General features: G+C 72.6%; 25 protein-coding genes. 13 read left to right on the top strand and 12 right to left on the bottom strand.

The features are described from left to right. The first annotated feature begins 25 nt into the window (after nucleotides 1-25). The 4 genes from secD to LXM90_RS11920 all read left to right on the top strand — a co-directional run bounded on the left by secD (nucleotide 26) and on the right by LXM90_RS11920 (nucleotide 3984). Nucleotides 26-1630 (top strand): protein translocase subunit SecD, encoded by a 1605-nt coding sequence (gene secD, locus LXM90_RS11935; protein WP_020094207.1) that lies wholly within the window; start codon nucleotides 26-28, stop codon nucleotides 1628-1630. A gap of 122 nt (nucleotides 1631-1752) precedes the next feature. After that, the gene (gene secF, locus LXM90_RS11930; RefSeq protein ID WP_020094206.1) at nucleotides 1753-2694 is read left to right on the top strand and encodes a protein translocase subunit SecF; all 942 of its coding nucleotides are present in this window, start codon (nucleotides 1753-1755) and stop codon (nucleotides 2692-2694) included. Between the two features lie 13 nt (nucleotides 2695-2707). Then, entirely contained in the window at nucleotides 2708-3106 is a 399-nt protein-coding gene (locus tag LXM90_RS11925; RefSeq protein ID WP_020094205.1) for an Mth938-like domain-containing protein, read from the top strand. Continuing rightward, entirely contained in the window at nucleotides 3106-3984 is an 879-nt protein-coding gene (locus LXM90_RS11920) for a phytoene/squalene synthase family protein (RefSeq protein ID WP_020094204.1), read from the top strand. Before LXM90_RS11925 ends, LXM90_RS11920 begins: the two co-directional genes overlap by 1 nt. A 102-nt stretch (nucleotides 3985-4086) precedes the next feature. Here LXM90_RS11920 and LXM90_RS11915 read toward each other — a convergent pair whose 3' ends face one another. The 5 genes from LXM90_RS11915 to LXM90_RS11895 form a co-directional block, all read right to left on the bottom strand. Continuing rightward, nucleotides 4087-4734, bottom strand: a complete 648-nt coding sequence (locus LXM90_RS11915) for a protein-L-isoaspartate O-methyltransferase family protein (RefSeq protein ID WP_020094203.1) — start codon at nucleotides 4732-4734, stop codon at nucleotides 4087-4089. Then, nucleotides 4731-5495 (bottom strand): 5'/3'-nucleotidase SurE, encoded by a 765-nt coding sequence (gene surE, locus LXM90_RS11910; RefSeq protein ID WP_020094202.1) that lies wholly within the window; start codon nucleotides 5493-5495, stop codon nucleotides 4731-4733. Before surE ends, LXM90_RS11915 begins: the two co-directional genes overlap by 4 nt. Then, entirely contained in the window at nucleotides 5495-6841 is a 1347-nt protein-coding gene (gene serS, locus LXM90_RS11905) for a serine--tRNA ligase (protein ID WP_234082802.1), read from the bottom strand. Before serS ends, surE begins: the two co-directional genes overlap by 1 nt. A 100-nt stretch (nucleotides 6842-6941) precedes the next feature. After that, the gene (locus LXM90_RS11900) at nucleotides 6942-7307 is read right to left on the bottom strand and encodes a YybH family protein (RefSeq protein WP_020094200.1); all 366 of its coding nucleotides are present in this window, start codon (nucleotides 7305-7307) and stop codon (nucleotides 6942-6944) included. 97 nt (nucleotides 7308-7404) lie between these two features. Then, the gene (locus LXM90_RS11895; RefSeq protein ID WP_020094199.1) at nucleotides 7405-7848 is read right to left on the bottom strand and encodes an OsmC family protein; all 444 of its coding nucleotides are present in this window, start codon (nucleotides 7846-7848) and stop codon (nucleotides 7405-7407) included. Between the two features lie 167 nt (nucleotides 7849-8015). On the opposite strand from LXM90_RS11895, the gene LXM90_RS11890 reads away from it, so the two are divergent. Beyond that, on the top strand, nucleotides 8016-8891 hold the full coding sequence (locus LXM90_RS11890; RefSeq protein ID WP_020094198.1) for an ATP-binding protein: 876 nt from the start codon (nucleotides 8016-8018) through the stop codon (nucleotides 8889-8891). 157 nt (nucleotides 8892-9048) lie between these two features. Here LXM90_RS11890 and dut read toward each other — a convergent pair whose 3' ends face one another. Together dut and LXM90_RS11880 are read right to left on the bottom strand one after the other, a co-directional pair. After that, entirely contained in the window at nucleotides 9049-9519 is a 471-nt protein-coding gene (gene dut, locus LXM90_RS11885; RefSeq protein ID WP_020094197.1) for a dUTP diphosphatase, read from the bottom strand. Then, the gene (locus tag LXM90_RS11880; RefSeq protein ID WP_020094196.1) at nucleotides 9516-10397 is read right to left on the bottom strand and encodes an HpcH/HpaI aldolase/citrate lyase family protein; all 882 of its coding nucleotides are present in this window, start codon (nucleotides 10395-10397) and stop codon (nucleotides 9516-9518) included. Before LXM90_RS11880 ends, dut begins: the two co-directional genes overlap by 4 nt. Nucleotides 10398-10510: 113 nt before the next feature. Here LXM90_RS11880 and LXM90_RS11875 point away from each other — a divergent pair, with 113 nt between their 5' ends. From LXM90_RS11875 to LXM90_RS11865, 3 genes are all read left to right on the top strand, one after another. Further along, on the top strand, nucleotides 10511-11254 hold the full coding sequence (locus tag LXM90_RS11875) for a DUF429 domain-containing protein (protein WP_020094195.1): 744 nt from the start codon (nucleotides 10511-10513) through the stop codon (nucleotides 11252-11254). A 112-nt stretch (nucleotides 11255-11366) separates the two neighbouring features. Then, entirely contained in the window at nucleotides 11367-11882 is a 516-nt protein-coding gene (locus tag LXM90_RS11870; protein WP_020094194.1) for an NUDIX hydrolase, read from the top strand. A gap of 44 nt (nucleotides 11883-11926) precedes the next feature. Further along, on the top strand, nucleotides 11927-12592 hold the full coding sequence (locus tag LXM90_RS11865) for a carbonic anhydrase (protein WP_020094193.1): 666 nt from the start codon (nucleotides 11927-11929) through the stop codon (nucleotides 12590-12592). Nucleotides 12593-12811: 219 nt separating this feature from the next. Here the strand turns inward: LXM90_RS11865 and LXM90_RS11860 are convergent, their stop codons facing one another. Beyond that, the gene (locus LXM90_RS11860; protein WP_020094192.1) at nucleotides 12812-13513 is read right to left on the bottom strand and encodes a DUF4142 domain-containing protein; all 702 of its coding nucleotides are present in this window, start codon (nucleotides 13511-13513) and stop codon (nucleotides 12812-12814) included. Between the two features lie 322 nt (nucleotides 13514-13835). Between LXM90_RS11860 and LXM90_RS11855 the strand changes: the two genes are divergently transcribed. The 5 genes from LXM90_RS11855 (at nucleotide 13836) to nudC (ending at nucleotide 18021) form a co-directional block, all read left to right on the top strand. After that, nucleotides 13836-14984, top strand: a complete 1149-nt coding sequence (locus LXM90_RS11855) for an acyltransferase family protein (RefSeq protein ID WP_043712834.1) — start codon at nucleotides 13836-13838, stop codon at nucleotides 14982-14984. 27 nt (nucleotides 14985-15011) lie between these two features. Next, nucleotides 15012-15875, top strand: coding sequence for a universal stress protein (locus LXM90_RS11850; protein ID WP_020094190.1), 864 nt, complete (start codon nucleotides 15012-15014; stop codon nucleotides 15873-15875). Nucleotides 15876-16008: 133 nt separating this feature from the next. Further along, nucleotides 16009-16614 carry a hypothetical protein gene (locus LXM90_RS11845; RefSeq protein WP_020094189.1) on the top strand — a complete coding sequence of 202 codons (606 nt, stop codon included), beginning with the start codon at nucleotides 16009-16011 and terminating at the stop codon, nucleotides 16612-16614. 77 nt (nucleotides 16615-16691) lie between these two features. After that, nucleotides 16692-17111 carry an HIT domain-containing protein gene (locus LXM90_RS11840; protein ID WP_020094188.1) on the top strand — a complete coding sequence of 140 codons (420 nt, stop codon included), beginning with the start codon at nucleotides 16692-16694 and terminating at the stop codon, nucleotides 17109-17111. A 7-nt stretch (nucleotides 17112-17118) separates the two neighbouring features. Continuing rightward, entirely contained in the window at nucleotides 17119-18021 is a 903-nt protein-coding gene (nudC, locus tag LXM90_RS11835) for an NAD(+) diphosphatase (RefSeq protein ID WP_234082800.1), read from the top strand. 67 nt (nucleotides 18022-18088) lie between these two features. Here nudC and cysG read toward each other — a convergent pair whose 3' ends face one another. From cysG to LXM90_RS11815, 4 genes are all read right to left on the bottom strand, one after another. Further along, nucleotides 18089-19561 (bottom strand): siroheme synthase CysG, encoded by a 1473-nt coding sequence (gene cysG / locus LXM90_RS11830; RefSeq protein ID WP_020094186.1) that lies wholly within the window; start codon nucleotides 19559-19561, stop codon nucleotides 18089-18091. A 201-nt stretch (nucleotides 19562-19762) separates the two neighbouring features. Further along, the gene (locus LXM90_RS11825) at nucleotides 19763-22459 is read right to left on the bottom strand and encodes a nitrate reductase (protein ID WP_020094185.1); all 2697 of its coding nucleotides are present in this window, start codon (nucleotides 22457-22459) and stop codon (nucleotides 19763-19765) included. Between the two features lie 209 nt (nucleotides 22460-22668). Then, complete coding sequence (locus tag LXM90_RS11820; RefSeq protein WP_020094184.1) at nucleotides 22669-24273, bottom strand: sulfite reductase subunit alpha; 1605 nt, start codon at nucleotides 24271-24273, stop codon at nucleotides 22669-22671. Further along, nucleotides 24270-26087 (bottom strand): NirA family protein, encoded by a 1818-nt coding sequence (locus LXM90_RS11815; RefSeq protein WP_020094183.1) that lies wholly within the window; start codon nucleotides 26085-26087, stop codon nucleotides 24270-24272. The genes LXM90_RS11820 and LXM90_RS11815 overlap by 4 nt, the downstream gene beginning before the upstream one ends.

Genomic DNA, 26087 nt, shown 5'->3' with positions numbered 1-26087 from the left:
GGCCCAAAAGAGAAAAAGACGGCCGATGCTGCGCTTCTCCCGTGCGAAGATCATCGCGACACTGGGCCTGATCCTGGTGGGGCTGATGCTCGCCGTGCCGAGCTTCTTCTCGCCCGAGCAGCGCAAGAGCTTCGTCGCCAGCCTGCCCCCCTGGTTCCCCAGCTGGGTGGTGCCGACGCGCGCGATCGTGCTCGGCCTCGACCTGCAGGGCGGCTCGCAGCTGCTGCTCGAGGTGGACCAGAACGAACTGATCGCCTCGCAGGCGAAGGCCCTGCGCGACGACGTGCGCCGCGTGCTCCAGCAGGAGAACGTCCGCGCCGACGGCGGCATCGGCCTGCTGCCGCGCGGCGTGCAGGTGAAGATCGACGACGCCGCCGCCCGGGCCAAGGTCCTGCCGAAGCTCCAGGAGCTGTCGCAGCCGATCACCACCTCGATCGGCCAGACGGCGGCCCGCACCCTGGACATCGCCGAGCAGCCGGGCGGGGTGATCCGCTTGACCCTCACCGATGCCGGCATCACCGACCGCACCCGCCGGGCCGTGAGCCAGGGCATCGAGGTCATCCGGCGCCGCCTCGACTCGACCGGAACCACCGAGCCTTCGATCCAGCAGCAGGGCGCGGACCGGATCCTGATCCAGGTGCCCGGCGAGCAGAACCCGGAGCGGCTCGAGAAGCTGCTCGGCTCCACCGCCAAGCTCGAGTTCCGCATGCTCGCCGACAGCCCCTCGGGCGACGTCGACATGCTGCCCTCCAAGGACGAGAAGGGCGCCAAGGTCCCGGTGGAGCGCCGGGTCATGGCCGACGGCGGCGAGCTGACCGACGCGCAGCCGTCCTTCGACCAGCAGTCCCACGAGCCGATGGTGAGCTTCAAGTTCAACCTGCGCGGCGCGCAGCGCTTCGGACAGGCGACCTCGGAGAATATCGGCCGGCGCATGGCGATCGTGCTCGACAACGAGGTCGTGTCGGCCCCGGTGATCCGCTCGGCGATCACCGGCGGCTCGGGCCAGATCACCGGCAATTTCACCGTGCAGCAGGCCAACGATCTGGCGGTCCTGCTGCGCGCCGGCGCGCTGCCCGCGAAATTCACCGTGGTCGAGCGCCGCGTCGTCGGCCCGGGCCTCGGCCGCGACTCCATCGAGGCCGGCAAGCTCGCGACCCTGGTGGCGGCGGCCCTCGTCGTGACCTTCATGTTCGCGACCTACGGGACCTTCGGTTTCATCGCCAACATCGCCCTCATCGTCCACGTCGGGCTGATCCTCGGCCTGATGTCGGTGCTGGAGGCGACCATGACGCTCCCGGGCATCGCCGGCATCGTGCTCACCATCGGCACCGCGGTGGATTCGAACGTGCTGATCTACGAGCGCATGCGCGAGGAGCAGCGGGCCGGCCGCTCGCTGATCTCGGCGCTGCAGGCGGGCTTCGACCGGGCCTTCGCCACCATCATCGACTCGAACTCGACCATGGCGATCGCCGCCCTGATCCTGTTCTTCCTCGGCTCGGGCCCGGTGAAGGGCTTCGCCGTGGTCTTCATCCTCGGCATCCTCACCACGGTCATCACCGCGGTGACGCTGACCCGGATGATGATCGCGGTGTGGTACAATACGTTCCGGCCGAAGACCCTGCCGTTCTGATTAGTCTGGGAGGCCATCGAGGGAGCGCGGGCGGCGCGACGTGACCCCCCTGTCCCGCACGGGAGAGGGGACCCGCGCCTCGACCGTCCTCCATCGCGATGTCCGCGAATAGAGTACCGACCATGCGCCTGCTCCGCCTCTGGCCCGATGAATCGCATTTTGACTTCATGCGATTCCGGCGCTTCACCTTCCCGCTCTCGGCGGTGCTGTCGCTCGCGACCGTGGCGCTGTTCCTGACGATCGGCCTGAATTTCGGCATCGACTTCAAGGGCGGCACCCTGGTGGAGCTGCAGGCGAAGTCCGGCACCGCGGACGTGGCGTCGATCCGGCACACGGCCGCGGGCTTCGGCTTCGGCGAGCCGGAGGTTCAGGAACTCGGCAACCAGGGCACCGTGCTGGTCCGCCTGCCGCTCCAGCCCGGCGAGCAGGGCCAGACCGCGGTGATGAACAAGGCGCACGCCGCCTTTGACAAGGATTACGATTTCCGCCGCACCGAGACCGTCGGTCCGCGCGTCTCCGGCGAGCTCGTCCAGTCCGGCACGCTCGGCGTCGTGCTCTCCGTCGTGGCGGTGCTGCTCTACCTCTGGTTCCGGTTCGAGCGGGAGCTGGCGCTCGGCGCCATCGTGGGCACCCTCCACGACATCGTTCTGACCGTCGGCGTGTTCATCATCAGCCGGATCGAGTTCAACATGACCTCGATCGCCGCGATCCTGACGATCGTCGGTTACTCGCTGAACGAGACCGTGGTGGTGTTCGACCGGACCCGCGAGCTCATGCGCCGGTACAAGACCATTCCGACCGTCGACCTGCTCAACCTGTCGATCAACTCGACCATGTCGCGCACGGTGATGACGTCGATCTCGTCGGCGCTGTCGCTGCTGGCGCTGGTGCTGTTCGGCGGCGAGGCGATCAAGGGCTTCGCGGTGGTGATGCTCTGCGGCGTCCTGATCTGCACCTACTCGGCGATCTTCGTCTCGACGCCGGTGTTGATCTATCTGGGCCTGATGCTCTCGGGCGCCCGCGTGGCCTCGGAGCGGTCCGGCGTCCCGCAACCGGCGGAGTAGTCCCTTTCCCGAGATGGCCGATCAGCCAAGCCCGAAGAGCTTCGACTCCGGCTTCGTGCCGGGGCGGCACATCATCGACACCTACGGCAACGGCGGATTCCGCTTCGCCGGGATGTCGCATCGCGGCTCGATCCTGCTGCTGCCCTCCGGGGTCCGCGCCTGGGACGTGACGGAGCCGCGGGCCATCGACCGCACGGCCCTGCGCCCGGTTCAGGCCGAGGCCGACGGCATCGAGCTGCTGCTCGTCGGGACCGGCCTCGACATCGCGGCGATCGATCCCGCGCTCCGGGGCTGGCTGAAGGATCTCGGCGTCGGCCTCGACGTGATGCAGACCGGCGCCGCGGCCCGGACCTACAACATCCTGGTGGCCGAGAACCGCAAGGTCGCCGCCGCGCTGATCGCGGTGGCCTGATGCCGGAGGTCGACGGCCAGACCGCCGAGACCGGGCTCGCCTTCGCGCAGTCCCACTGCGAGGGCCTCGTGCGGGCCGGCGACCCGGACCGCTACTACGCGACCCTGTTCGCCCCGGCCGCCGCCCGCCCGCACCTCTTCGCCCTCTACGCCTTCTCGTTGACCATCGCGCGGGTGCGCGAGGCCGTCTCGAACCCGATGGCCGGCGAGATCCGCCTGCAATGGTGGCGCGACGCCCTGCAGGGCGAGGCGCGCGGCGACGTGCGCGCCAACCCGGTGGCGGCCGCCCTGGAGGAGGCGATCCGGGCGAACCGCCTCGGGCGCCAGCCCTTCGTCGACCTGATCGACGCCCGCGTCTTCGACCTCTACGAGGACCCGATGCCCCGGGTGAACGACCTCGAGGGCTATTGCGGCGAGACCGCCTCGGCGCTGTTCCGGCTGGCGAGCCTCGTGATCGGCAACGGCACCGAACCGGGCGGTGCGGGCGCGGCCGGGCATGCCGGCGTGGCGTACGGCATCACCGGGCTCCTGCGCGCCCTGCCCTGGCACGCCCGCGCGGGGCAAGTCTACCTGCCGGCCGACATCCTCGGCCGTTACGGCGTCACCCGCGAGGATATCGTGACGGGCCGCGGCGGTCCGGGCCTGCGCCGGGCCTGCGCCGACCTGCGCGCCCTCGCCCGGCAGCACCTGAAGGCCTTCGAGGCGGCCCGCCCAACCATCGCGCCCTCGGCGGGCGCCGCCTTCCTGCCCACGGCCCTGGTGGAGCCCTACCTCGCCGCCATGGAGCGGGCCTCCTACGACCCGCTCAACACGCCCGTCGAGCTGCCGCGCTGGCGCCGGCTGTGGCGCCTGTGGTGGGGGGCGCGGCGCGTCGGATAGCGGCGGCGTCTTTGCGAGCGGGGCGAAGCAATCCAGCGGCGCCACGCCTGCGGAGGGCGCGCGGCCACGGGTCGCTTCGCCGCGCGCGATGACGGAGGGTTGTCAGAGTACCTGCGCCAGTCCCGGCACCAGGGCCGCCAGACGCACCGGCGCGCCGAGCTCCGGCTCGGCCTCCGGCGTCGCCAGCACCGCCACCCGGCAGCCGCCGTCGCCGCGCAGGCCCGTCACCAGCCGTCCGCCCGGTTCCAGGGCCGCGCGCCAGTGCGATGGGATCGCGGGAACGCTGCCGTGGACGAGGATCCGGTCGAAGCCGCCGTCCGGCAGGTCCGGAGCCAAGCCGTCCGCCCGGACCACATGCACCTCGGACAGGGCCGCGAGCCGCCGCGTCGCCGCCCCGGCCAGCGAGGTGTAGCGCTCCAGGCTGAGCACCGCCCCGGCGCCCAGCTGGGCGAGCAGCGCGGTCACGTAGCCCGAGCCCGTGCCGATCTCCAGGACGCGCTGGCCGGGCTCGATCCGCAGCTGCGCCAGCATCAGCGCCACCGTCGACGGCGCCGTCATCGAGGCTCCGCACGACAGCGGCAGGGCGATGTCGCGCCGCGCGTGCTCCCGATGCGGCGGCGGCGCGAAGGTGTCCCGCGGGACCTGCTCCATGGCCCGCAGCACCGCGGTATCGCGCAGGCCGCGGCCCCGGAGCGCCATCACGAAGGCCGCGTTGCCGGCAGCCTCCTCCAGGCTGCCCAGATCGATCACTCGGCGAAAGCCTGCGCGAAGCGCGTCAGCGTCGGCTCGTCGGTGAGGTCGAGGCGCAGGGGCGTCACCGAGATCCGCTTCTCGGCGATGGCCTTGAGATCCGAGCCGTGGCCCGGCTCGAACCGGGCCTTGGCGAAGGCCAGCCAGAAATACGGGTTGCCGCGCCCGTCGACACGCGCGTCGATCGACAGCAGCGCCTGGTTGCGGAAGCCCTGCGCCGCCACCGCGACGCCCTGCACGTCGGCCGGCTCGCAGTCCGGGAAGTTCACGTTGACCAGGATGCCGGGCTCGATCCCGGTCTCCAGGATCTTCCGGACGACCTTCGCGCCGTGCGTCCGGGCGCAGTCCCACTTGAGCGCGCCGCGCCCGCCCGCGCCGTAGGCCTGGCTCATGGCGATGGAGCGGATGCCGAGGATCGTCCCCTCCATGGCGGCCGCGATCGTGCCCGAATAGGTCACGTCCTCGGCGACGTTCTGGCCGCGGTTGACCCCCGACAGGACGAGGTCCGGCCCGTGATCGCCCAGGATGTGGCGCACGCCCAGGATCACGCAGTCCGACGGCGTGCCCTTCACGGCGAAGCGCTGCTCCGAGACTTGCCGCAGCCGCAGCGGATCGTTGAGCGAGAGCGAGTGCGACACGCCGGACTGGTCGCTCTCCGGCGCCACGACCCAGACGTCGTCCGAGAGCTCGCGGGCGATCTCCTCCAGGGTACTGAGCCCCGGCGCGTGGATGCCGTCGTCGTTGGTGACCAGGATGCGCATCAGCGGGTGCCCTCGATCCGGTTGAGCCCGCCCATGTAGGGGTGGAGCACCGACGGGATGGTGATGCTCCCGTCCGGGTTCTGGTAGTTCTCCATCACGGCGATGAGCGCGCGGCCGACCGCGACGCCCGAGCCGTTGAGCGTGTGGATATAGGCCGGCTTGCCGTCCTTGCCCCGGTAGCGGGCATTCATCCGCCGGGCCTGGAAGTCGCCGCAGACCGAGCAGGACGAGATCTCGCGGTGGGTGCGCTGGCCGGGCACCCAGACCTCGATGTCGTAGGTCTTCTGGCTGGCGAAACCCATGTCGCCGGTGCAGAGCGTCATCACCCGGTAGGGCAGATCGAGCTTCTTCAGCACCGCCTCGGCGCTGGTCAGCATCCGCTCGTGCTCGTTGGCGGATTCCTCCGGCGTCGTGATCGAGACCAGTTCCACCTTGCTGAACTGGTGCTGGCGCAGCATGCCGCGGGTGTCCCGCCCCGCCGCCCCGGCCTCGGCCCGGAAGCAGGGCGTCAGGGCGGTGAAGCGCAGGGGCAGCTCCTCCTCGCGGAGGATCGCCTCGCGCACGAGGTTCGTCAGCGGCACCTCGGCGGTGGGCACGAGCCAGAAATGCTCGTCGCTGACCGGCGCGGCATCCGCGCCCGCCTGCCCCTGCAGCGACCTGACGTAATCGAGGCCCTTGAAGACCGAGAACTGGTCGTCCTCGAACTTCGGCAGCTGCGCGGTGCCGAACATGGCGGCGTCGCGCACCAGCACCGGCGGCGCCACCTCCAGGTAGCCGTGCTCCTGCGTGTGCAGGTCGAGCATGAACTGGCCGAGCGCCCGCTCCAGCCGCGCGAGCTGGCCCTTCAGCACCACGAAGCGCGAGCCGGACAGCTTGGCCGCCGCCTCGAAATCCATCAGGCCCGCGGCCTCGCCGAGCTCGAAATGCTCCTTGCCCTCGGTCAGCCGCTCGCGGGTCGCGGCGTGGCTGCGATAGAGGACGTTGCCGTGCTCGTCCGCGCCCTCCGGCACGTCGGACTTCGGCCGGTTCGGGATCGCGGCGAGGCGGTCTGCCAGGGTCTTGTCGGCCGCGTCCTGCGCCGCCTTCAGCTGCGGCTCGGCGCCCTTCAGGGCCGCGACCTCGGCCATCAGGGCGGCGGCGCGCTCCTCGTCCTTGGCCTTCTTGGCGCCGCCGATCTCCTTGGCCAGCGCGTTGCGCCGCTCTTGGTTGGCCTGCGCGGCCGAGACCGACGATTTCCGCGCCTCGTCGAGGGCGATCAGCTCGGCCGAGAGCGGCGCGAGGCCCCGGCGTTGGAGGTCGCGGTCGAAGGCGTCCGGGTTCTCCCGGATGGCGCGGATGTCGTGCATCGAGTCGGCTCGGGTCTTCTGCGCGGCGTCGAGCGCGCGGGTCCCGCTTTGCCGCATCGCGTCCGGTGGGACAAGCGCGCGGGAGCGTCCGAGCCGGCCGTCAGCCCTTCGGCGGCGCGAGCTTCAGCTGGTCGATCGCCCAGAGCCACGTGCCGTCCGCCTGCTCGCGGGCGACCTCCACCGAGAATGCGCCGTTGGGCAGCCGCGCGAAGGTCATGGCCAGCGCGCCGTTGCGCAGCGGCGGCGGCGTTTCCGGCGCCGGGAAGTCGGATTTGCGCGCCAGCAGGTCGGCGTAGAAGGTCCGGATCTCGGCGTGCCCCGTGGCGACGATGCGACCCGCCGCCAGCACCGCGTCGGGTTCGTAGAGGGCGACGAGGCCCTCGACGTCGCCGGCATTGGCGCGCTGATTGAACAGGGCGGCGAGCGCCTCGGGGGCGCGGGCGGGCTCTCGCGTCTGGTCCTGCATGGCGTCTCCTCACTCCGGGCATTGCGGCCATTGCGGCCATCGCGGCCGTTCGGTGCTGCGGCAATGCGCCGGGCGGCCGATCTTTCCCCGACGCGCGTCATTTCAGGCGCGTGCCGTGGCGGTCGGCCACCGACACGGCGACCGGAATCCCGGCCTTCACGCTCTCCGAGACGGTGCAGAACCGCTCGAACTGCTCCAGCACCCGGTCGATCCGCGGCATGTCGGCGGCGGCGGCGCCGAGCTGGATGTGGACGCCGATCCCGGTCAGGCGCAGCCGCCCTCCGGCGTTGCGCTCCACCCGGCAGGACGCCTCGGCCGCGACGCCGCGCGCGTCCTGGCGGAACTTGCCCAGGGCGAAGACGAGGCTGGCGCAGAGGCAGTTCGCGACGCCGGAGATCAGGAGCTGCTCGGGAAACGGCCCGGTCCCGTCGCCGATCGGGGGCGCCTCGTCGGTGCGCAGCGCCGGGAGGGCCGCGCTGAAATCGACCGTGAAGACGTAATCCGCGACCTGGGTGATCCGGATCGTCGGTTCCGCTTCCATCGATACTCCCCGGAGGACGTTTCGGCGCGACCGGCCGGGTATACCAACGCTCGATCCCGGTTCGCGTTCGGGAGGACCGCGCCATGCGTCCGGAAACGGATGATTTCCCCGGTTCTTCCCCGTAGAACCGGCCGCCTGACCTACCCGCACGCGAACCCCCCGATCCGATGACGAGCCCCGCCACCCTCGACACCCTGATGCCGCTCCTGGAGCGCATCGCCACCGCGCTGGAGCGGACCGCGCCCGCCGTCCCGCCAGCCTTCGACCCGAGCGCTGCCGACGCGTTCCTGTGGGGGCCCGAGCGCCGGCTGACCCCGGTGCCGCAGGTGGCCCGGGTGGAGATGGGCCTGCTCACCGGCATCGACCGGGCGCGCGACACCCTGGTGGAGAACACCGAGCGCTTCGCCCGCGGCCTGCCGGCCAACAACGCCCTGCTGTGGGGCGCCCGCGGCATGGGCAAGTCCTCGCTGGTCAAGGCGGCCCACGCCGAGATCAACGCCCGTCGGCCCGCCGGCAGCCTGCCGATGAAGCTCGTCGAGATCCACCGCGAGGACATCGAGGCGCTGCCCGACCTGATGGCCCTGCTGCGGCCGGACCCGCACCGCTGGCTCGTCTACTGCGACGACCTCTCCTTCGACGCCGACGACACCTCGTACAAGTCGCTCAAGACGGCGCTCGACGGCGGCATCGAGGGGCGGCCGGGGAACGTGCTATTCTACGCCACATCGAACCGCCGCCACCTGCTCGCCCGCGACATGGTGGAGAACGAGCGCTCGACCGCCATCAACCCCGGCGAGGCGGTGGAGGAGAAGGTCTCGCTCTCGGACCGGTTCGGCCTCTGGCTCGGTTTCCACAAGTGCAGCCAGGACGAGTACCTAGCGATGATCCGCGCCTACGCCGACCGCTACGGCCTCGCCGTGGCGCCGGACCAGCTGCGCGCCGAATCCCTGGAATGGGCCACCACCCGCGGCTCGCGCTCGGGACGGACCGCGTTCCAGTTCATCCAGGACCTAGCCGGGCGGCTCGGCAAGACGCTGGACTGAGGGGCGCCGCCGAGCTCCTGTCGTCATCCGCGTCCTGGTTGATGGCGTCGGCCGCGCCGTCTTTGCGAGCGGAGCGAAGCAATCCAGGCAGCGCCACGCCTGGCAATGTCGCGCTGCCCTGGGTCGCTTCGCTCCGCTCGTGATGACAGAGGGCGCGCTAGCGCCCGCTCGACCCGAACCCGCCCGCGCCCCGCTCCGAGCCGGGGCCGGGCGCGCCCTCCAGCACAGTCAGCGCCGGCCGCGTGATCCGCGTGAAGACGAGCTGCGCGATCCGCTCGCCCGGCTCGATCCGCACGGGCTCGGATGCGTCGCGATTCCAGGCGGAGACCAGCAGCGGACCCTCGTAATCCGCGTCGATCACACCGGTGCCGTTGCCGAGCACCAGTCCGTCCCGGTGTCCGCGGCCCGAGCGCGGGAAGATCAGCCCGCACCAGGCGGGATCGCGGATCAGCACGCTGACCCCCGCCGGGATCAGGACCGCCTTCCCCTGAGGCTGCAACTCCAGGGGCGCGTCGAGGCAGGCGTGCAGGTCGAGGCCGGCCGCGGCCGACGAACCCCAGCGCGGGAAGCCCCAGCCCGGCAGGCGCGGGTCGAGCAGCCGCAGCCCGACCTCCGGCAGGTCGCTCACGCGGTCATCCGCGCGATCGCCTCGGCCATGGCGAGCGTCCGCCGGGCGGCCTCGATGTGGAGGCGCTCGACCATCTTGCCGTCCACCGCGATGACCCCGCGCTCGCGGTTCTCCGGCGCGTCGAACACGTCCATCAGCCGGCGGGCCTGCGCGATCTCCTCGGCATCCGGCCCGAAGGCGGCGTTGGCCGGGCCGATCTGGCTCGGGTGGATCAGCATCTTGCCGTCGAAGCCGAGGTCGCGGCCCTGCGCGCACTCGGCCTCGAACCCGGTCGCGTCCTCGAGGTCGGTGAACACGCCGTCGATCGCCTCGATCTCGTAGGCCCGGGCGGCAGCCAGGACGTTCATCAGCCAGGGCAGCAGGGCGGCCCGCCCCGGCGGCCGGATCCGCGACGCCTTCAGCAGGTCGTTCGGGCCGATCACCAGGGCGCCGAGCCGGCCGTCCACGTCCCGGGCCGCGCCCGCGATCTCGGCGGCGTTCACCACCGCCATCGGCGTCTCGATCATCGCCCAGACCCGCGTCGCCAGGGGCGCGCCGAGGCGGCGCAGGCGGGAGCCCACGGCGATCAGCGCGTCGGAGGTCCGGACCTTCGGCACTAGGATCGCGTCCGGGGCGGCCGGCGCGAGCGCCACGAGGTCGGCCTCGCCGTCCTCGGTCTCCGGCGGGTTGATGCGGACCACGACCTCGCGCGGGCCGAAGCCCCGCGCGGCGACCGCGGTGGCGACCTGGGCGCGGGCCGCCGCCTTCGCGGCGGGGGCGGTGCCGTCCTCGAGGTCGATCAGGATCACGTCGGCGGGGAGCGACCGCGCCTTCTCCAGCGCCCGGGCGTTGGAGCCCGGCATCGCCAGCACGCTGCGACGGGGACGGATCTCGCTCATCACGCTTCTCCCGGGCCGGCGGCGCCCTCGGCGACGCGGATAGCTTTCCGCGCGCATCCCGGCAAGAACGCGGGCCGGAACGGCGGCCGCACGCACCGCGGCGGGGGAATGGCATGGCGCGCTGGATCGCGGGACTGGACGGCTGCCGCGGCGCCTGGGCGGGCGCGCTCCTCGACCTCGACGACCCCGACCGGCACCGCTGCGCCCTGTTCCCCGACGTCGCCGCGCTCCTCGACGCGCCGGAGCGGCCCGGCATCGTCGGGATCGACGTGCCGATCGGGCTGCCCGACCGGATCACCGGCGGCGGCCGCGGCGCCGACCGGGCCGCGCGCGCCCGGCTCGGGCCGGCGCGGGCCTCGGTGTTCCCGATGCCGCCGCGGAGCGCGGTCTACGCCCCCGACTACGCCGCCGCGAAGGCCGCCTCGCGGGCCGCGAGCGACCCGCCCTTCGCGCCGTCGATCCAGGGCTACAACATCTTCCGCTACGTCCGCGCGGTCGACACGCTCCTGCGGGAGCGCCCGGAGGCGCGCGCGCGGGTCCACGAGGTCCATCCCGAGGTGGCCTTCCACGCCCTCAACGGCGGCCGGCCGCTCGGCTTGCCCAAGAAGGGCAGGCGCGCCCGCGAGGGGCTGGACCTCCGGCGGGCGCTCCTCGCAGCGGCGGGCCTGCCGGACGCGCTGATCGGGTCCCGGGTCAAGGGCGTTCCGGAGGACGACCATCTCGACGCGCTGGCCGCCCTCGTGGTGGCCCGCGACATAAGCCTCGGACAGGCCGTGCCGCTGCCGGATCCGCCCGAGCGCGACGCCTTCCGGCTCCCCGTCGTGATCTGGGCACCGGCGCCCCGCCCGCCGTCCTGAACCGGCGCCCCGCACCTCCGCCGGGCGCGTCGGCGACCGCAACGTGCTGTTTTGCACGCAGGCGCGCGCGCGGCCGGTGTCCGTCCCCGACGCGCGCTCTAGCTCTGGCTGCATGAGCGCCGCGAACCCCCTGCCCGTCCGACACATCGCCCGCGCGATCGTCCTCGATCCGCGGGACCGGATCCTGCTCATCGCCTACACGTCGGTCCACGCGAGGGGGCCGGACGGGGCGCCGCTCCGGTTCTGGTTCATGCCCGGCGGCGGCCTTGAGCCCGGCGAGGACCACGTCACCGCCTGCCGGCGGGAACTCGAGGAGGAGATCGGCCGGGGCGACGCCGCGATCGGCCCGCAGGTCGCGGCCTGCGACGGCCCGTTCCACCTGTTCCGTCAGGCACGGGACGCCCGGGAGCGCTACTTCCTCGTCCGCCTGCCCGACGACCGGGTCGACACGAGCCGGCTCGCCGAGACCGAGGACAACCCGCTGATCGGGACGCGCTGGTGGCCGCTCGACGAGTTGCGCGCTAGCGGTGAGCACGTCGAGCCGGCCGGTCTCGCGGATCTGGCGTCGGACCTCGCGCGCGGGACTATTCCGGCCCAGCCGCGCGTTCTTGCTTGGCGAGGACTTTGATTTCACTCCCGCTGTCGCGGATTTGTCTAACTGGAGACGACTTTATGTTCCCCGTCTACCTGACCGAAGGCTACCGGTCCTTCCTCCTCGACCGCTTCCCGACCGAGCGTCGGCGCTTCGCGCAGCTCGCCTCGACGCAGAATCCGGAGATCCTTGTCATCAGCTGCTGCGACAGCCGGGTCTCGCCCAGCGCGATCTTCAATGCCGGCCCGGGCGAGCTGTTCACGATCCGCAACGTCGCCAACCTCGTGCCGGTCTACCAGCCGGACGGCCAGTATCACGGCACCTCGGCGGCCCTGGAATTCGCCGTCCAGGCCCTGGAGGTGAAGCACATCGTCGTCCTCGGGCATGCCACCTGCGGCGGCATCAAGGCCTGGGCCAACAAGGCGAAGCCGCTCTCGCCCGGCGACTTCATCGGCAAGTGGGTCTCGCTCGTGGGTCAGGCCGAGGACAAGGCCGGCGATCCCGCCGCGCCGAACTACCTGACCAAGCTGGAACATGCCGTGGTCGTCCAGAGCATGGAGAACCTGCTGACCTTCCCGTTCGTGAAGGAGCGGGTCGACGACGGCCGCCTCGAGATCCACGGCGCGCATTTCGGCGTGGCCAGCGGCTCCCTGCTGGTGCGCGATCCGCAGTCCGGCGAGTTCAAGCCGCCGATCGACACGACCGGCCAGTCGGTCCGTTCCGTCGCCGCCATCGCGTGCGAGTGAGCGCACGGCGCGGGCGCTGAGATTCGGGACCGGTCGGCCGGTCCCGGATCCGATGATGCTGGGACGCGCCGGCGCGGCGCGTCCGCGAAGGTCGTTCGCCGCGGTCGGCCGGCGATCATCCTGGCTCGAACAGCCATCGACATGAGAAAGGCGGCGGGCTCGCGCCCGCCGCCTTCTCGTTCGGCCCGGCCGAGGCCGGGCCGTCGAAGTCCGTGCCGCTTACATGGCGCCCGGGAGACGCTCGGCCTGCTGCAGGTGCATCTGCAGGGCCGGCAGGGCCTGCTGGGCGTAGTTGCGCAGGGCCGGGTTCGGGCCGCCCTGAGCGTAGGCCTGGGTCATCGCGATGGTCATCTGATGGGCCTGGATCTGCTGCGACGCGTACAGGCGGTCGAAGCGGGCGCCGGCCGGGGCGGCCGAGAGCTGGGCCAGCATCGCCTGCTGCTCCGGGTTCGGCGGGACGATCGTCGAGGCGCCGGTCGCCATCACGTCGCCGCGGCCGATCTGGCCACCCGCGGCGGCGCCGCGCGCCGCGCCGGCACCCGCGCCCTCGAGGCCGCCGACCGGGCCGCCCGCCAGGGTGCCGCCGACCACGCCGGTCGCCGCGCCGACGCCGGCGCCCACGGCGCTGCCCGCCACCGCGATCGGGGCGGTGACCAGGCCACCGAGGCCCGGATCGCCGGCGACGCCGTTCATCTGGCCGCCGGCCAGGGCGACGTTGGCGGCGCGGTGGTCACGGAGCACCTCCTGGGCGTAGGAGCGGATGCGCGGGTTGCGCGACTTGGACAGGGCGATCTGCGAGGACTGGATCTCGAAGGCGTTCGCCTGCATCGACTGCATGCGGAAGTCGTTGGCGCTCTGGGCCATGGCCGGGGTCGACAGCGCCAGGACGAGCGCGGACGCGGCAGCGTAGTTCTTCAGCATCGGGACCTCTGTTCGAGATGGGCACGCGAACCGCGGAAGGACGCCGCATGTGCAGCACGGACGCCTCGGCAGACGACGTCGCAGGCAACTCGGAGCCGGCGGGTTCGCGAATTGGTCCGTCAACGAGGCTATCGGCTTATGGTTCCTGCCGTTTTCGCATCGGACAATACGGTTCCCGAGCGGATCTAATCCGGCGCGCGTGCCCTCTCGGTGGATCCCGCAGGATGCCGATCGCGCTCGTCCGGGACGGTGGCCTCGGCGGGTGGGTCCTTCCGGCCGCACCTCCGGGCAGGGCTCGAAGCGCGACGCGCGCGGGCAGCCCGTGATCGTCGTCGCCGTCCAGATCCTCCGCGCCGCCGCCGCCCTCATGGTGGCATGGCATCACGCGCGGCACGAGGCGGGCCTCCTCGCTGACCGGGGCGCCGGCCCGGCGCTCGATCCCGCGACGCTGCTGCCCTGGTGGGGCGGAGTCGACCTGTTCTTCGTGATCTCCGGCTTCGTCATCGTCCATGCCGGCGGCCGGCTCGCGGGCCGGTCGGGCGGCCGCGCCCGCTTCCTCGCCCACCGGGTCGCCCGGGTGGTGCCCCTCTACTGGCTGGTGAGCCTGCTCTACCTCGTCCTGGCGCTCGCGCGGCCGGACCTTCTGGGCGAGGCCGCCGCGCTGGTGCGCGACCCGGTCGCCCTCGCGGCGAGCTTCCTGTTCTGGCCGGCGGCCCGCCCCGACGGCACCGTCCAGCCGCTCTACGGCCTCGGCTGGACCCTGAACTACGAGGCGGCCTTCTACGCACTCTTCGCCGCGGGTCTCGGCTTCGGGCGGCGCGGCGCCGTCGCGTGGCTGTGCGGGAGCTTGGCCGTCCTCGTGGCGGTCGGCGCCCTCGTGCCGGGCCTGCCGGTGCCGCTGCGCTTCTGGTCGGATCCGATCGTACTCGAATTCGCCGCCGGCGCCGGTCTCGCCCTCGCCTGGGGCGCGGGGTTCCGGCCGGCCCTCCCCCTGCGGGTCGGGCTCGCGGTGCTGGGCGTGCTGGGGCTGATCCTGGCCGCGCGGGTGCTCGCGGGTCTCGGCGAGGCCGACGGGTTCCTGCGCCCGCTCCTCGTCGGCGGGCCGGCCGTCCTGCTGGTGGCGGCCGCCCTCGGGCCACCCCGCGACGCGGCCGCGGTCGCGCGGCTGCCGTCCCCCGTGCGCGGGCTCGTCGCGCTCGGCGACGCGTCCTACGCCCTCTACCTCGTGCACCCGTTCGCGCTGCGCCTCGTGCGCGAGGCGCTGCTCCGGCTCGGCCTTGCCCCCGCCCTGCATCCCTGGGCCGGCATGGCGCTGATGCTCGCGGGCAGCGCCGCGGCCGCGCTCGTGGTCCACCGCCTCGTCGAGCGGCCCCTGACCCGGGCCCTCCGGAGGCGGCTCGATCCGGGCGCGCCGCAAAACCGTGTGCGCGCCGTGCCGGCCCCGGTTCCACCGCGCGGCCGGGAGGATTAGCCTCGCCTGCCCGAGGAGAAGGCCAGCATGAAGACCCTGCTCGTTCCCGTCGCGATGCACGACGCCCTGCCCTCCGTCTTCGAGACGACCCGGCTGGCGGCCACGCGCTTCGGCAGTCTGATCGAGGGCGTGTCTCTGCGCCCGGCGCTGGCCGAGTACGTGCCGGTCGACATGGTCGGCGGCATGACGTGGCTGCGCGACGAGGAGGCCGACCGGGCCGAGGCCGAGGAGGCGGGCGGCCGCTTCGTGGCCTTCATGGACGGCGCCGGCATCCCGCGGCACGCCCGCGACGGGCTCTGCATACCGGACCGGGTGCCGGATGCCGGACCGCGCTACCGCTGGCGACAGGACGTCCCCACCGGCGACGCGTTCCTCGGGCAGTACGCGCGGCTGTTCTCGGCAACGGTGGTCGGGCGTCCCGGCACCACCGACAACGCCCCGCGCATGACCACGTTCGAGACGGCCCTGTTCGAGAGCGGCCGCCCGATCCTGCTGGCGCCGCCTACGGCACCGGCCAGCCTCGGTGACGCCGTGGTCATCGCCTGGAACGGGTCGACCGAGACCGCCCGGGCGGTGGCTTTCGCGATGCCGTTCCTGCGGCGGGCCGAGCGGGTGCTCGTGCTCAGCGTCGAGGGCGGCATGGTGCCGGGCCCGACCGCGCAGGATCTCGCCCAGGCCCTGGCCTGCGAGGGTGTGGACGCGTCGCACCGGGCCCTGCCGGCCGGCCGGCGCGTGCCCGGCGAGACCTTTCTGGCGGAGGCGAAGGCGTTCGGCTGCGATCTTCTCATCAAGGGCGCCTACACCCAGAGCCGCCTGCGCCAGATGATCTTCGGCGGCGTCACCAGCCACGTTCTCGCCCACGCCGACATGCCGGTGCTGATGGCGCATTGAGCGCTCCGCGAGCCCGGCCGACGGATTGCGGCACCGCATGTCCTTCGGCGCCGGGAACCCTGCCCGGTGACCAGCGTTCGGGTCCCGCGGCCGGACGGCACGCCCATTGTCCACACGCTTGGAAAGGAGCCCCGTGAAGAGCCCCGTCAGACGTCTCTTCCTCGCCGGCCTTCTGGCGATCGCGACCATCCCCGCCGCACGCGCTGAGCCGGCGACCGTCCGGTTCCGCGGCACCGTGGTCCAGGCCGATTCGGAGCGCGTGGAGATCCGCCGCACCAGCGGCAGCACCCTGGCCGTGCGGATGGGCCCCCGGACCCGCATCTACGCGGTGAACGGCGCCAGCCTGCGGGCGATCAAGCCGGAGAGCTACGTCAGCGTCCTCGGTGCGTCCGATTCCGAGCCGCGGCAGGCGACCGCCGTGACCCTGTACTCTCCGTCCGAGCGCGGGTTCGAGGCCGGCAGCCAGACCTGGGACACCGCGCAGGGCGCGCGCCTCACCGCCGGCTGGGTGGCCGACGTGCAGCGGGGCGCGCCGATGCGTCTGACCCTCGCCTATAACGGCGGCCAATCGTCCTTCGCGATCCCCGACGACACGCCGGTGACGCAGTTCTCGCCTGGTGAGAAGGCGATGCTCCAGCGGGGCGCCGCCGTGACGATCTTCGCGCGCCCGGACGAGGACGGCGGGCTGATGGCGGGGACGATCGCGGTGGGCCGCCAGGGCGTCGTGCCGGGTCTCTGAGCCGATCGGGCCGCTGCGTCACCGACGGCGCAGCAAACCCGCGCGCCGACGCGGAAGCTGCGCTACACCGGTCGGCGATGACCGAGCCCGCCTTCACCCTCGACCCGCGCCTGTCGGCTGACACCGCCGAAGTGGGCGACCTCGCCCTGTGCCGCGTGCTGCTGATGGACGATGCCCGGTTCCCGTGGCTGATCCTAGTGCCGCGCCGCCCGAACCTCACCGAGATCACCGACCTCTCCGAGACCGATGCCGCGGCGCTCTGGAAGGAGATCCGCCTCACCACGGGGGTGATGCAGGCCCTATCCAAGCCCGACAAGGTGAATGTCGGCGCCCTGGGCAACGTGGTGTCGCAGCTCCACGTCCACGTGGTCGGCCGCTTCCGGTCGGATCCCGCCTGGCCGGGGCCGGTCTGGGGGTTCGAGACCCGCAAGCCCTACCCGCCCCACGCCCGCGCCCAGCTCCTCGAGCGCGCCGGCGCCCTCTTCTCCGCGGCCTGACCCTCGCATGACCGATCCCCGCGACACCCTCGGCTTCGTCCGAAACCGCCTCGACCGGCACTCGGCCGAGCAGCCCGAGGAGGCGGTGCCCGCCTTCGACACGCCCGAGGCCCGCCTCGTGCTGATCTGCGGCGACCGGATCGTGCTACGCGGGGAGACCGCGCTGACCGCGGTCGCGGAGGCGGCGGACCTCGCGGGCGGGACGCGCATCTTCCTCGGGCACCGGGACGGGCAGCCCGTCTTCGCCGCCGCCGCGCCGGCCGAGGCCGCGGAGCGCTTCTCCGAGGGGCCGACCCGTACCCTCGACCTGAGGTCGATCGCCACCGACTCCGCCGTGGAGGCCGAGGAGCTCGGCCTGCTCGCCGTGGCCAAGTCCATGCTCGACTGGCACGCCCGCCACGGTTTCTGCGCCAATTGCGGCACCGCCACCGTCTCGAAGGCCGGCGGCTTCCGCCGGGAATGCCCGAGTTGCAGCGCCCACCATTTCCCCCGGGTCGATCCGGTGGTGATCATGCTGGTGCGCCGGGGCGACACCTGCCTGCTCGGCCGGGGTCCGCATTTCCGCCCGCACATGTATTCCTGCCTCGCGGGCTTCCTGGAGCCCGGCGAGACGATCGAGGACGCGGTGCGCCGCGAGGTGTTCGAGGAGACGCAGATCCGCGTCGGCGCCGTCACCTACCGGACGTCGCAGCCCTGGCCGTTTCCGTCGTCGCTGATGATGGGCTGCGCCGCCGAGGCGCTCGACGAGGTTATCGTGACCGATCCCAGCGAGCTGGAGGATGCGCGCTGGTTCAGCCGGGCCGACGTCGCGGCCATGCTGGCGGGAACGCATCCCGAGGGGATCCTGGCGCCGCCGCCCATGGCGATTGCCAACTACCTGATGCGCGCCTTCGTGGCCGGCGAGACCTGATCCGGATCAGCCGGACGCGCCGGAGCCGCTGATCTGCAGCTCCCCCGCCGCGCCCGCGTCATCGGCCTCAGACCGCGACGCGGGCCTGCTCCGCCTGGGCCGGCAGCGCGCCACGCATCTCCGAGAAGGCCTCGCCCACCATCAGCAGCGCCGGCCCGTCGAGGCCCGCCGCCTCGACCCGGTCGGCGAGGTCGGCGGCCGTGCCGCGCAGGGCCTGCTGGTTCGGGCGGGTGGCGTTGAACACCAGCAGCGCCGGCGTCGTGGGCGCCAGCCCCTCCTCCACGGCGCGCGCCAGCAAGGCCCGCAGGGTCCGCTTCGGCATGTAGACGATCGTGGTGACGCTCGGATCGGCGAGAGCGCCCCAGTTCAGGTCGTCCGGCAGCGCCCCGCGGCGGTCGTGGCCGGTGACGAACTGGAGCCGGCGCGCGGCGTCGCGATGGGTCAGGGACAGGCCGAGGGACGCCGCCGCACCCTGCGCGGCCGAGACGCCCGGCACCACGGTCACCGGGATGCCGGCGGCCCGGCAGGCCTCGATCTCCTCGCCGGCCCGGCCGAAGACCAGCGGGTCGCCGGATTTCAACCGCACCACCTGCTTGCCGGAGCGGGCGAGCTGCACCATCAGCGCGTTGATGTCGTCCTGGCGGCAGGACGGGCCGTGGCCGGTCTTGCCCACCAGCATGGTGCGGGCCTCGCGGCGGGCGTAGTCCAGGATCTCGGGTGCGACGAGGTCGTCGTAGAGGATGACGTCGGCGTTGCGCAGCGCCCGCAGCGCCTTGAGCGTGAGCAGCTCCGCGTCGCCGGGGCCGGCCCCGACCAGCGTCACGGCGCCGCCCTTCGGAGCGGTCTCGGTCTCGCCGAGCAGCTCGGCGAGATCCCGGTCCGACGGCGCCCGGTCGGGCTCCGCGAAGGCCCGGTCGGTGAAGCGCTCCCAGAAGAACCGCCGGTCGGCGAAGCCGTGGAAGCGGGCCGTGACGCCGTCGCGCCAGTCGCGGGCGGCCGCGACCCAGCGACTGAACCCGCGGGGCAGCATCGCCTCGATCCGGGCGCGCACGGTCTGCCCGAAGACCGGGGCCGCGCCCTCGGTCGAGATGCCGACCACGAGCGGCGAGCGGTTGACGATGGCGCCGAACTTCACGTCGCAGAGGTGTGGCCGGTCCACCGCGTTGACGATGGCGCCGGCGCCGCGGGCGGCCGCCACGAAGGCGACGCACTCGGCCTCGTCCTCCATCGCGCCGATGCAGAAGGCCGCGCCCCAGAGATCGTCCGGGCTCCAGGGGCGTTCGTGCAGGACCACCTGCCCGTCGACGATCTCGCCCGGCACGGCGCGCAGCTCCTCGCCGGGCTCGGGCGCGTAGACGTCGACATGGGCGCCGGCGGCGGCCAGCACCTTCACCTTCCAGGGAGCGCCGCCGGACGAGCCGGCGAGCACCACCCGCTTGCCGCGCAGGGGGACGAAGACGGGCAGCACCGCCAGCGGCTCCAGGCCGGCAGCCTTGGTCTCGCGGGGGGCGCGGGCTGCGCGCAGGGGGGTCTCGGTCACGGGCCTGTCCTGAATCGTCCTGATCCGGCCGGTCCCGACTGCCCCCTCATCCTCGGGTACCGGAGCGGAGGCCTCGAAGGAGGCTCCAGTCGGCCGCGATCCCTGGAGCTCTTCTTCGAGGACCGCTGACGCGGGCACCTCAGGATGAGGTGATCTGACAGGAGAAGCCGATCCATCCTCGCCGGCGAGTGTATCAGAAAATCACGCGGCGCATGCGGTCTGCCCGGCCAGCATCTTGCGGATCTCCGGTATGCACGAGCCGCAATTCGTCCCGGCCTTGCAGGCGGCGCCCACCGCCTCCGCGGAGCCGGCGCCTCCGGCGATGGTCGCGGCGATAATGTCCGCGCCGACGCCGTGACAGGCGCAGACCACCGGACCCGCCGAGGCGGTCGCCGCGCGGCCCGAGAGCAGCGCCCGCCGCTCGGCGGCGTCGGGCGCCTCGGCGGCGAACAGGACCTTGGCGGCCTCCCAGTCCGGCCGCTCGGCGGCGGGGGCGTAGGCGAGGCAGGCGACGAGGCGGTCGCCGTCGTAGACCGCGCAGCGGTAGCGATCGCGGGCGTGGTCGGCATATTCCGCCAGCTCGCCGCCCGGCAGCGCCTCGCTCTGGATCAGCCCGCGCACCATCAGCGCCACGGCGCGGGAGCTGTCGGCGGTGGCGAACTGCGCGCCCCAGCCGCCGGTGATCGCGGCGCGTGCCCACCACCAGCCCTCGGGCAGCGCCACCTGTCGGCGCGTCAGCAGGAAGCCGCGGGCGCGGTAGCCGACGGACTCGACCGCCGCGGGGGTCGCCTTGAGCTCGGGCTGACCCGAGACCGGGTCGGTCATGCCCCGCACCAGCGCGCCGACCCGGGCCCGCGACGCGAAGGCGCCGCCCCAGTGCATCGGCATGAACAGGCTGCCTGGCACCACCGTGTCGGTGACCGTCACCTCCAGCTCGGCCGCGCCGTGCGCGGTCGTGAGCCGGGCGATGTCGCCCTCCGCGAGGCCGTGGGCCGCCGCGTCGTCCGGATGGACCTCGACGAACGGCACGGCGCGGTGCGCGGAGAGCCGCTGGCTCTTCCCGGTGCGGGTCATCGTGTGCCAGTGGTCGCGGACCCGGCCGGTGTTGAGCATGAGCGGGAACGCCGCCGAGGCCGCGAGCGCGAGGGCCGGCGGCTGCACCGCGACGAAGCGGGCGCGCCGGTCGAAGGTGTAGAACCGGCCGTCGCCGAACAGCCTCGCCTTCCCCTGTTGGGCGCCCCGGAAGCCGGAGCGCTTCGGGATCGGCCACTGCACCGGCAGGGCCGCCTCGTAGGCGGCGTCGCCGATGTCCGCGAGCGCGCCGAGGTCGAAATCGCGGGTGCCGTTGTTCTCGTAGGCCGAGAGCCCGGCATGCTCGCGGAAGATCGCGGCGGCGGAATCGAACGCGAAGGCCCGGCCGTGGCCGAGGCGGCGCCCGACATCCGCCAGCGCCGCCCAGTCCGGCCTGGCCTCGCCGGGGCTCGCGAGGAAGCGGCGCTGGCGCGAGATCCGGCGCTCGGAATTGGTGACCGTGCCGTCCTTCTCGCCCCAGGCCTGGGCGGGGAGAAGCACGGTGGTCTTGGCCCGCCCCCGCGCGGTGTCGGAATCCGCCACCGCCTCGGACACCACGTAGAGGTCGAGGCCGGCGAGCGAGTCCCGGATCGCGTCGGCCCGCGGCATCGAGACCAGCGGGTTGGTGCCCATCACCCACAGCGCCTTGATCTTGCCCCGGCCGATCGCCTCGAACAGGGCCACCGCCTTCATGCCCTCGCCGGTGATGATCCGCGGGGCGCCCCAGTAGCGGCGCACCCGGTCCACCTCCTCGGGGGTGAAGTGCATGTGGGCGGCCAGCATGTTGGCGAGCCCCCCGACCTCGCGCCCGCCCATGGCGTTCGGCTGGCCGGTCAGCGAGAACGGCCCCATCCCGGTCTCGCCGATCCGGCCGGTGACGAGGTGGCAGTTGATGATGCTGTTGCCCTTGTCGGTCCCCTGCGCCGACTGGTTCACCCCCTGCGAGAAGGCCGTGACCACCCGGCGGGTGCCGGCGAACAGGGCGTAGAAGGCCGCGATGTCGGCCTCGGTCACGCCGGTGACGGCGGCGACAGCCGCGAGGTCCGGCGCGATCTGGCGGGCGCGGTCGAGGGCGCCGTCGAGGCCGGCCGTGTGGGAATCGATGAAGGCGCGGTCGCGGAAACCGTTGTCCGACAGGTAGACCAGCAGGCCCGAGAACAGGGCGGTGTCGGTGCCCGGCCGGATGCCGAGGAACAGGTCGCATTCCTGCGCGGTCTGGGTCCGGCGCGGGTCGATGACCACGAACTTGGTGCCGCGGCGCTCCTTGGCGTCGGCCATGCGGCGGAACAGGACCGGGTGGCACCACGCGGTGTTGGAGCCGACCAGCACGATCAGGTCGGCCTCGTCGAGATCCTCGTAGCAGCCCGGGACCGTGTCGGAGCCGAAGGCCCGGCGGTGGGCCGCGACCGCGCTCGACATGCAGAGCCGCGAGTTGGTGTCCACGTGCGGCGTGCCGATGAAGCCCTTCGCGAGCTTGTTGGCGACGTAGTAATCCTCGGTGAGGAGCTGGCCCGAGAGGTAGAAGGCGATCGCGTCCGGCCCGTGCTCGTCCGCCACCGCGCGGAGCTTGCCCGCGACCGTGTCGAGCGCGGCATCCCACGAGACCTGGGCGCCGTCGACCTGCGGGTGGAGCAGGCGGTTCTCGAGCGACAGGGTCTCGCCCAGCGCCGAGCCTTTCGAGCACAGGCGGCCGAAATTGGCCGGGTGCTCGGAATCGCCCGCGATGGTGGCGCCGCCCTGCCCGTCCGGGGTCGCGAGCACGCCGCACCCGACCCCGCAATAGGGGCAGGTGGTCCGCACCGTCGGCGCCGCCACTGGCTGGGTCATGGCTGAATCCTCGCAGGGTCGTCCTGGGCGGGAGCAAGCTTCGCGCCGCCGTTCCCCTCCCCGCTGTGGGGAGGGGTTAGGGGTGGGGGTGGTGCAGAAGGCACCGCCCGAGCCCCATCCTGCGCCACCCCCACCTCTGGCTCCTCCCCACAAGCTCGAGCGATCCCGGGCAAGCCCGGGGTCGCCAGGGGAGGAGAGCAAGTTGCGGTTCAGTACACGTCGGCCTGATACCGCCCGGCCTTCTTGAGCGCCGCGAGATAGGCCACCGCGTCCTCGGGGCTCTTGCCGCCGAACTGCGCCGCCACGTCGATGATCGCCCGCTCGACGTCCTTGGCCATGCGCTTGGCGTCGCCGCAGACGTAGAAATGCGCGCCGCCCTCCAGCCACTTCCACAGCTCGGCGCCGTTCTCGCGCATCCGGTCCTGGACGTAGGTCTTCTCCGTCCCGTCCCGCGACCAGGCCAGGGACAGGCGGGTGAGCACCTTGTCGTCCTTCAGGCTGTTCAGCTCGTCCTTGTAGAAGAAGTCCGAGGCCTGCCGCTGGTGGCCGTAGAACAGCCAGTTGCGGCCCGGCGCCCGCGTGGCGGCGCGCTCGCGCAGGAAGGCCCGGAACGGCGCGATGCCGGTGCCGGGGCCGCACATGATCACGTCCTTCGACAGGTCGGCCGGCAGTCCGAACCCGTGCGCCTTCTGGAGGTAGACCTTCACCCTGGTCTGCTCGGGCAGGCGCTCGCCCAGGTGCGTCGAGGCCACGCCCAGCCGCAGCCGCGAGCGGTGGTTGTAGCGCACCGCGTCCACGGTCAGCGACACGCGGCCGACATCCATCTTGGGCGAGGACGAGATCGAGTAGAGCCGCGGCTGCAGCTCGTCCAAGGCCTCCAGGAAGACCTCGGCGTCGGGCCGCGCGCCCGGGAACTTGTGGAGCGCGCCGAGCACGTCGAGATAGGCGGCGTCGCCGTCCGGATCCTCGCCGGAGGCGAGCGCCTGCGCCTTCTTGCGCGCCGCCCCGGAGGTGAGCAGCGACAGCAGCTGGTACAGATTGTCGGGCGCCGCGCCGAGCGCGTAGTTGATCAGCAGGTGCTCGCGCAGGGTCCTTTCCCCGATCACCCGCTCGGGCCGGGCGCCGAGTTCCGCGATCACGGCATCCACCAGTGCGGGGGCGTTGGCGGGGAACAGGCCCAGCGAGTCGCCGACCTCGTACTGGATCGGCGTGCCGTCGAGCCCGATCTCGATGTGCCACGTCTCCTTCTCGCCGCCCGGATCGTTGAGGCGTCGACGGGACAGGAACAGCGCCTCGACCGGGTTCTCGCGGCAGTAGCCGAGCGGGCCGAGATCGGCCGCCGCCTTCGGGACGTCGTCCTCCGCCTTCGGCGCCGCGGGGACGCCCCCGGCGGCGCCGAACTCCTCGTCCAGCTTCTTGAGCATGCGCAGGGTCTCTTTGCCGCCGGGCTGGCAAAGGTTCAGGCGCGCCTCGTTCTTGAGGAAGATGGCGTTGGCGTAGTCGGCGCAGTTGTAGCCGCACTGGCCGCAATCCTGCTGGGCCATGGCGGCCATCAGCTTCTGCGGTTCGGGCCGGTCCTTGGCCATCGCCATCCGGTCGGCGATCGGCACGGACGGGTCGTGCCAGGGGGCGTCGTCGTTGTCGGCGAGTTTGGGGCCCGTGGCGGGGCCCTCGCCGGGCGCGAGCGCCGTCGCGCCCGCGACGGCGGGGCCGAGCAGGGCCGCGAAGTAGCCCGAGAGCCAGGCGCGCTGGTCCTCGTTGAAGGGCGCGGTCTCGGGGATCAGGACGAGGGGGGGCGAGACGTGCTGGGTCATGCGGCGGCCTTCAGGGCGGGCTGGTCCTCGGCGGCGTCGCGGAGCGCCTCCGCGCCGGTGCGGCTGGTGAAGGCCTGGAAGCTCTCCTCGGGGCCCTGGCGTAGGGCGAGGTAGGCGCGCAGCAGCGCCTCGACGCGGGCGGGCGCATCCTCGGCCTTCACGGCCTTCCAGATCTCGGTGCCGATCTTCGGGTTCTCGGCGAAACCGCCGCCGACCACGACGTCGTAGCCCTCGACGGTGTCGCCCTCCTCCGAGACGACGACCTTGGCGCCGATCAGCCCGATATCGCCGATGTAGTGCTGGGCGCAGCTGTGGTGGCAGCCGGTGAGGTGGACGTTCACCGGCACGTCGAGGTTCGGCAGGGCGGTCTCGACGTGGTCGGCGATGATCAGCGCGTGGCCCTTGGTGTCGGAGGCCGCGAACTTGCAGCCCTTCGCCCCCGTGCAGGCCACGAGACCGGAGCGGATGCCCGCCGCCTTGGTGGTGAGGCCGAGATCGAGCACCCGCTGCTCAACCTCGGCGACCTTCGCGTCCGGAACCCCGGAGAAGATGAAGTTCTGCCAGACGGTGAGGCGGATCTGGCCGTCGCCGCACTCGGCGGCGATCTTGGCGAGCGCCCGGACCTGATCGCTGGTCATCTTGCCGACCGGCAGGACCACGCCGATCCAGTTGAGGCCGGGCTGCTTCTGGGCGTGGACGCCGACATGGGCGAACCGGTCGGTGGCCTTCCGCGGCGCGACCTGCTCCGGCGCGACCCGGTCGAGCTTGCGGCCGAGCTTGTCCTCGACGGCCGCGAGGTACTTGTCGAAGCCCCAAGCGTCGAGGACGTACTTCATCCGGCTCTTGTTGCGGTTCGTCCGGTCGCCGTTCTCGATGAACACCCGGATGATCGCGTCGGCGACGGCGTTGCAGTCCTCCGGCTTCAGCACGATGCCGGTGTCGCGGGCGAGGTCCCGGTGGCCCGAGATGCCGCCGAGCACGAGGCGCATGTAGATGCCGGGCGGCACGGCGGCGCCGTCCAGCACTTCCACGGCCTGGAAGCCGATGTCGTTGGTCTCCTCGAGCGTCGGCATCACGCCGCTGCCGTCGAAGGCGACGTTGAACTTGCGCGGCAGGCCGTAGAGCGAGCGGTCGTTCAGGATCCAGTTGTGCCAGGACTTGGCGAGCGGGCGCGTGTCCAGAAGCTCCTGGGCGTCGATGCCGGCGGTCGAGGAGCCGGTGACGTTGCGGATGTTGTCGGCGCCCGCCCCCCGGGCCGTGAGGCCGATATCGGTGAGCCCGTCGAGGAAGGGCTGGGCGTGCTCGGGATCGATCTCCCGCACCTGCAGGTTCGCCCGGGTGGTCACGTGGACGTAGCCGCCACCGTGCTGGTCGGCGAGGTCGGCGACGCCCGCGAACTGCCAGTGGTGCAGGATCCCGTTCGGGATCCGCAGCCGGCACATGTACGAGACCTGGTTCGGCGCCACCCAGAACATCCCGTGGTAGCGCCAGCGGAAATTGTCCTCGGGCTTCGGCTGCTTGCCGGCGGCGGCCTCCTGGATGAGGCGGTTGTGGCCGTCGAACGGGTTCTCGGCGCGCTTCCATTTCTCCTGGTCGCAGAGCTTGCCGCCGTCCTTGACGGTCCGGTCCTGCGCCTTGATGTGGATCGCGTCCGGGCCCGTCGGCTCGGCCGGCGGCGCGGCCGCCCCCGCCCCGCCCGCGGCGAGGCCGCCGGTCAGGCGGACGGCGGCGATGCCGGAGGCGAAACCCTCGAGGTAGCGCTTCTGCTCGGCCTCGAACGCGCCCGCGGCGGTCTGGGTGGTGGTCTCGGACAT

Source organism: Methylobacterium oryzae (assembly GCF_021398735.1).
Taxonomy (GTDB): Bacteria; Pseudomonadota; Alphaproteobacteria; order Rhizobiales; family Beijerinckiaceae; genus Methylobacterium.
The sequence above is the reverse complement of the archived record's forward strand: the minus strand, read 5'-3'. Positions and strand labels throughout refer to the sequence as shown.

What these genes read in the sequence shown, in the direction of transcription:
- secD (WP_020094207.1), top strand. Translation starts at nt 26, where the DNA reads ATGCTGCGCTTCTCCCGTGCGAAGATCATCGCGACACTGGGCCTGATC.
- secF (WP_020094206.1), top strand. Translation starts at nt 1,753, where the DNA reads ATGCGCCTGCTCCGCCTCTGGCCCGATGAATCGCATTTTGACTTCATG.
- LXM90_RS11925 (WP_020094205.1), top strand. Translation starts at nt 2,708, where the DNA reads ATGGCCGATCAGCCAAGCCCGAAGAGCTTCGACTCCGGCTTCGTGCCG.
- LXM90_RS11920 (WP_020094204.1), top strand. Translation starts at nt 3,106, where the DNA reads ATGCCGGAGGTCGACGGCCAGACCGCCGAGACCGGGCTCGCCTTCGCG.
- surE (WP_020094202.1), bottom strand. Translation starts at nt 5,495, where the DNA reads ATGCGCATCCTGGTCACCAACGACGACGGCATCCACGCGCCGGGGCTC.
- serS (WP_234082802.1), bottom strand. Translation starts at nt 6,841, where the DNA reads ATGCACGACATCCGCGCCATCCGGGAGAACCCGGACGCCTTCGACCGC.
- LXM90_RS11900 (WP_020094200.1), bottom strand. Translation starts at nt 7,307, where the DNA reads ATGCAGGACCAGACGCGAGAGCCCGCCCGCGCCCCCGAGGCGCTCGCC.
- LXM90_RS11895 (WP_020094199.1), bottom strand. Translation starts at nt 7,848, where the DNA reads ATGGAAGCGGAACCGACGATCCGGATCACCCAGGTCGCGGATTACGTC.
- LXM90_RS11890 (WP_020094198.1), top strand. Translation starts at nt 8,016, where the DNA reads ATGACGAGCCCCGCCACCCTCGACACCCTGATGCCGCTCCTGGAGCGC.
- LXM90_RS11880 (WP_020094196.1), bottom strand. Translation starts at nt 10,397, where the DNA reads ATGAGCGAGATCCGTCCCCGTCGCAGCGTGCTGGCGATGCCGGGCTCC.
- LXM90_RS11875 (WP_020094195.1), top strand. Translation starts at nt 10,511, where the DNA reads ATGGCGCGCTGGATCGCGGGACTGGACGGCTGCCGCGGCGCCTGGGCG.
- LXM90_RS11870 (WP_020094194.1), top strand. Translation starts at nt 11,367, where the DNA reads ATGAGCGCCGCGAACCCCCTGCCCGTCCGACACATCGCCCGCGCGATC.
- LXM90_RS11865 (WP_020094193.1), top strand. Translation starts at nt 11,927, where the DNA reads ATGTTCCCCGTCTACCTGACCGAAGGCTACCGGTCCTTCCTCCTCGAC.
- LXM90_RS11860 (WP_020094192.1), bottom strand. Translation starts at nt 13,513, where the DNA reads ATGCTGAAGAACTACGCTGCCGCGTCCGCGCTCGTCCTGGCGCTGTCG.
- LXM90_RS11850 (WP_020094190.1), top strand. Translation starts at nt 15,012, where the DNA reads ATGAAGACCCTGCTCGTTCCCGTCGCGATGCACGACGCCCTGCCCTCC.
- LXM90_RS11840 (WP_020094188.1), top strand. Translation starts at nt 16,692, where the DNA reads ATGACCGAGCCCGCCTTCACCCTCGACCCGCGCCTGTCGGCTGACACC.
- nudC (WP_234082800.1), top strand. Translation starts at nt 17,119, where the DNA reads ATGACCGATCCCCGCGACACCCTCGGCTTCGTCCGAAACCGCCTCGAC.
- LXM90_RS11825 (WP_020094185.1), bottom strand. Translation starts at nt 22,459, where the DNA reads ATGACCCAGCCAGTGGCGGCGCCGACGGTGCGGACCACCTGCCCCTAT.
- LXM90_RS11820 (WP_020094184.1), bottom strand. Translation starts at nt 24,273, where the DNA reads ATGACCCAGCACGTCTCGCCCCCCCTCGTCCTGATCCCCGAGACCGCG.
- LXM90_RS11815 (WP_020094183.1), bottom strand. Translation starts at nt 26,087, where the DNA reads ATGTCCGAGACCACCACCCAGACCGCCGCGGGCGCGTTCGAGGCCGAG.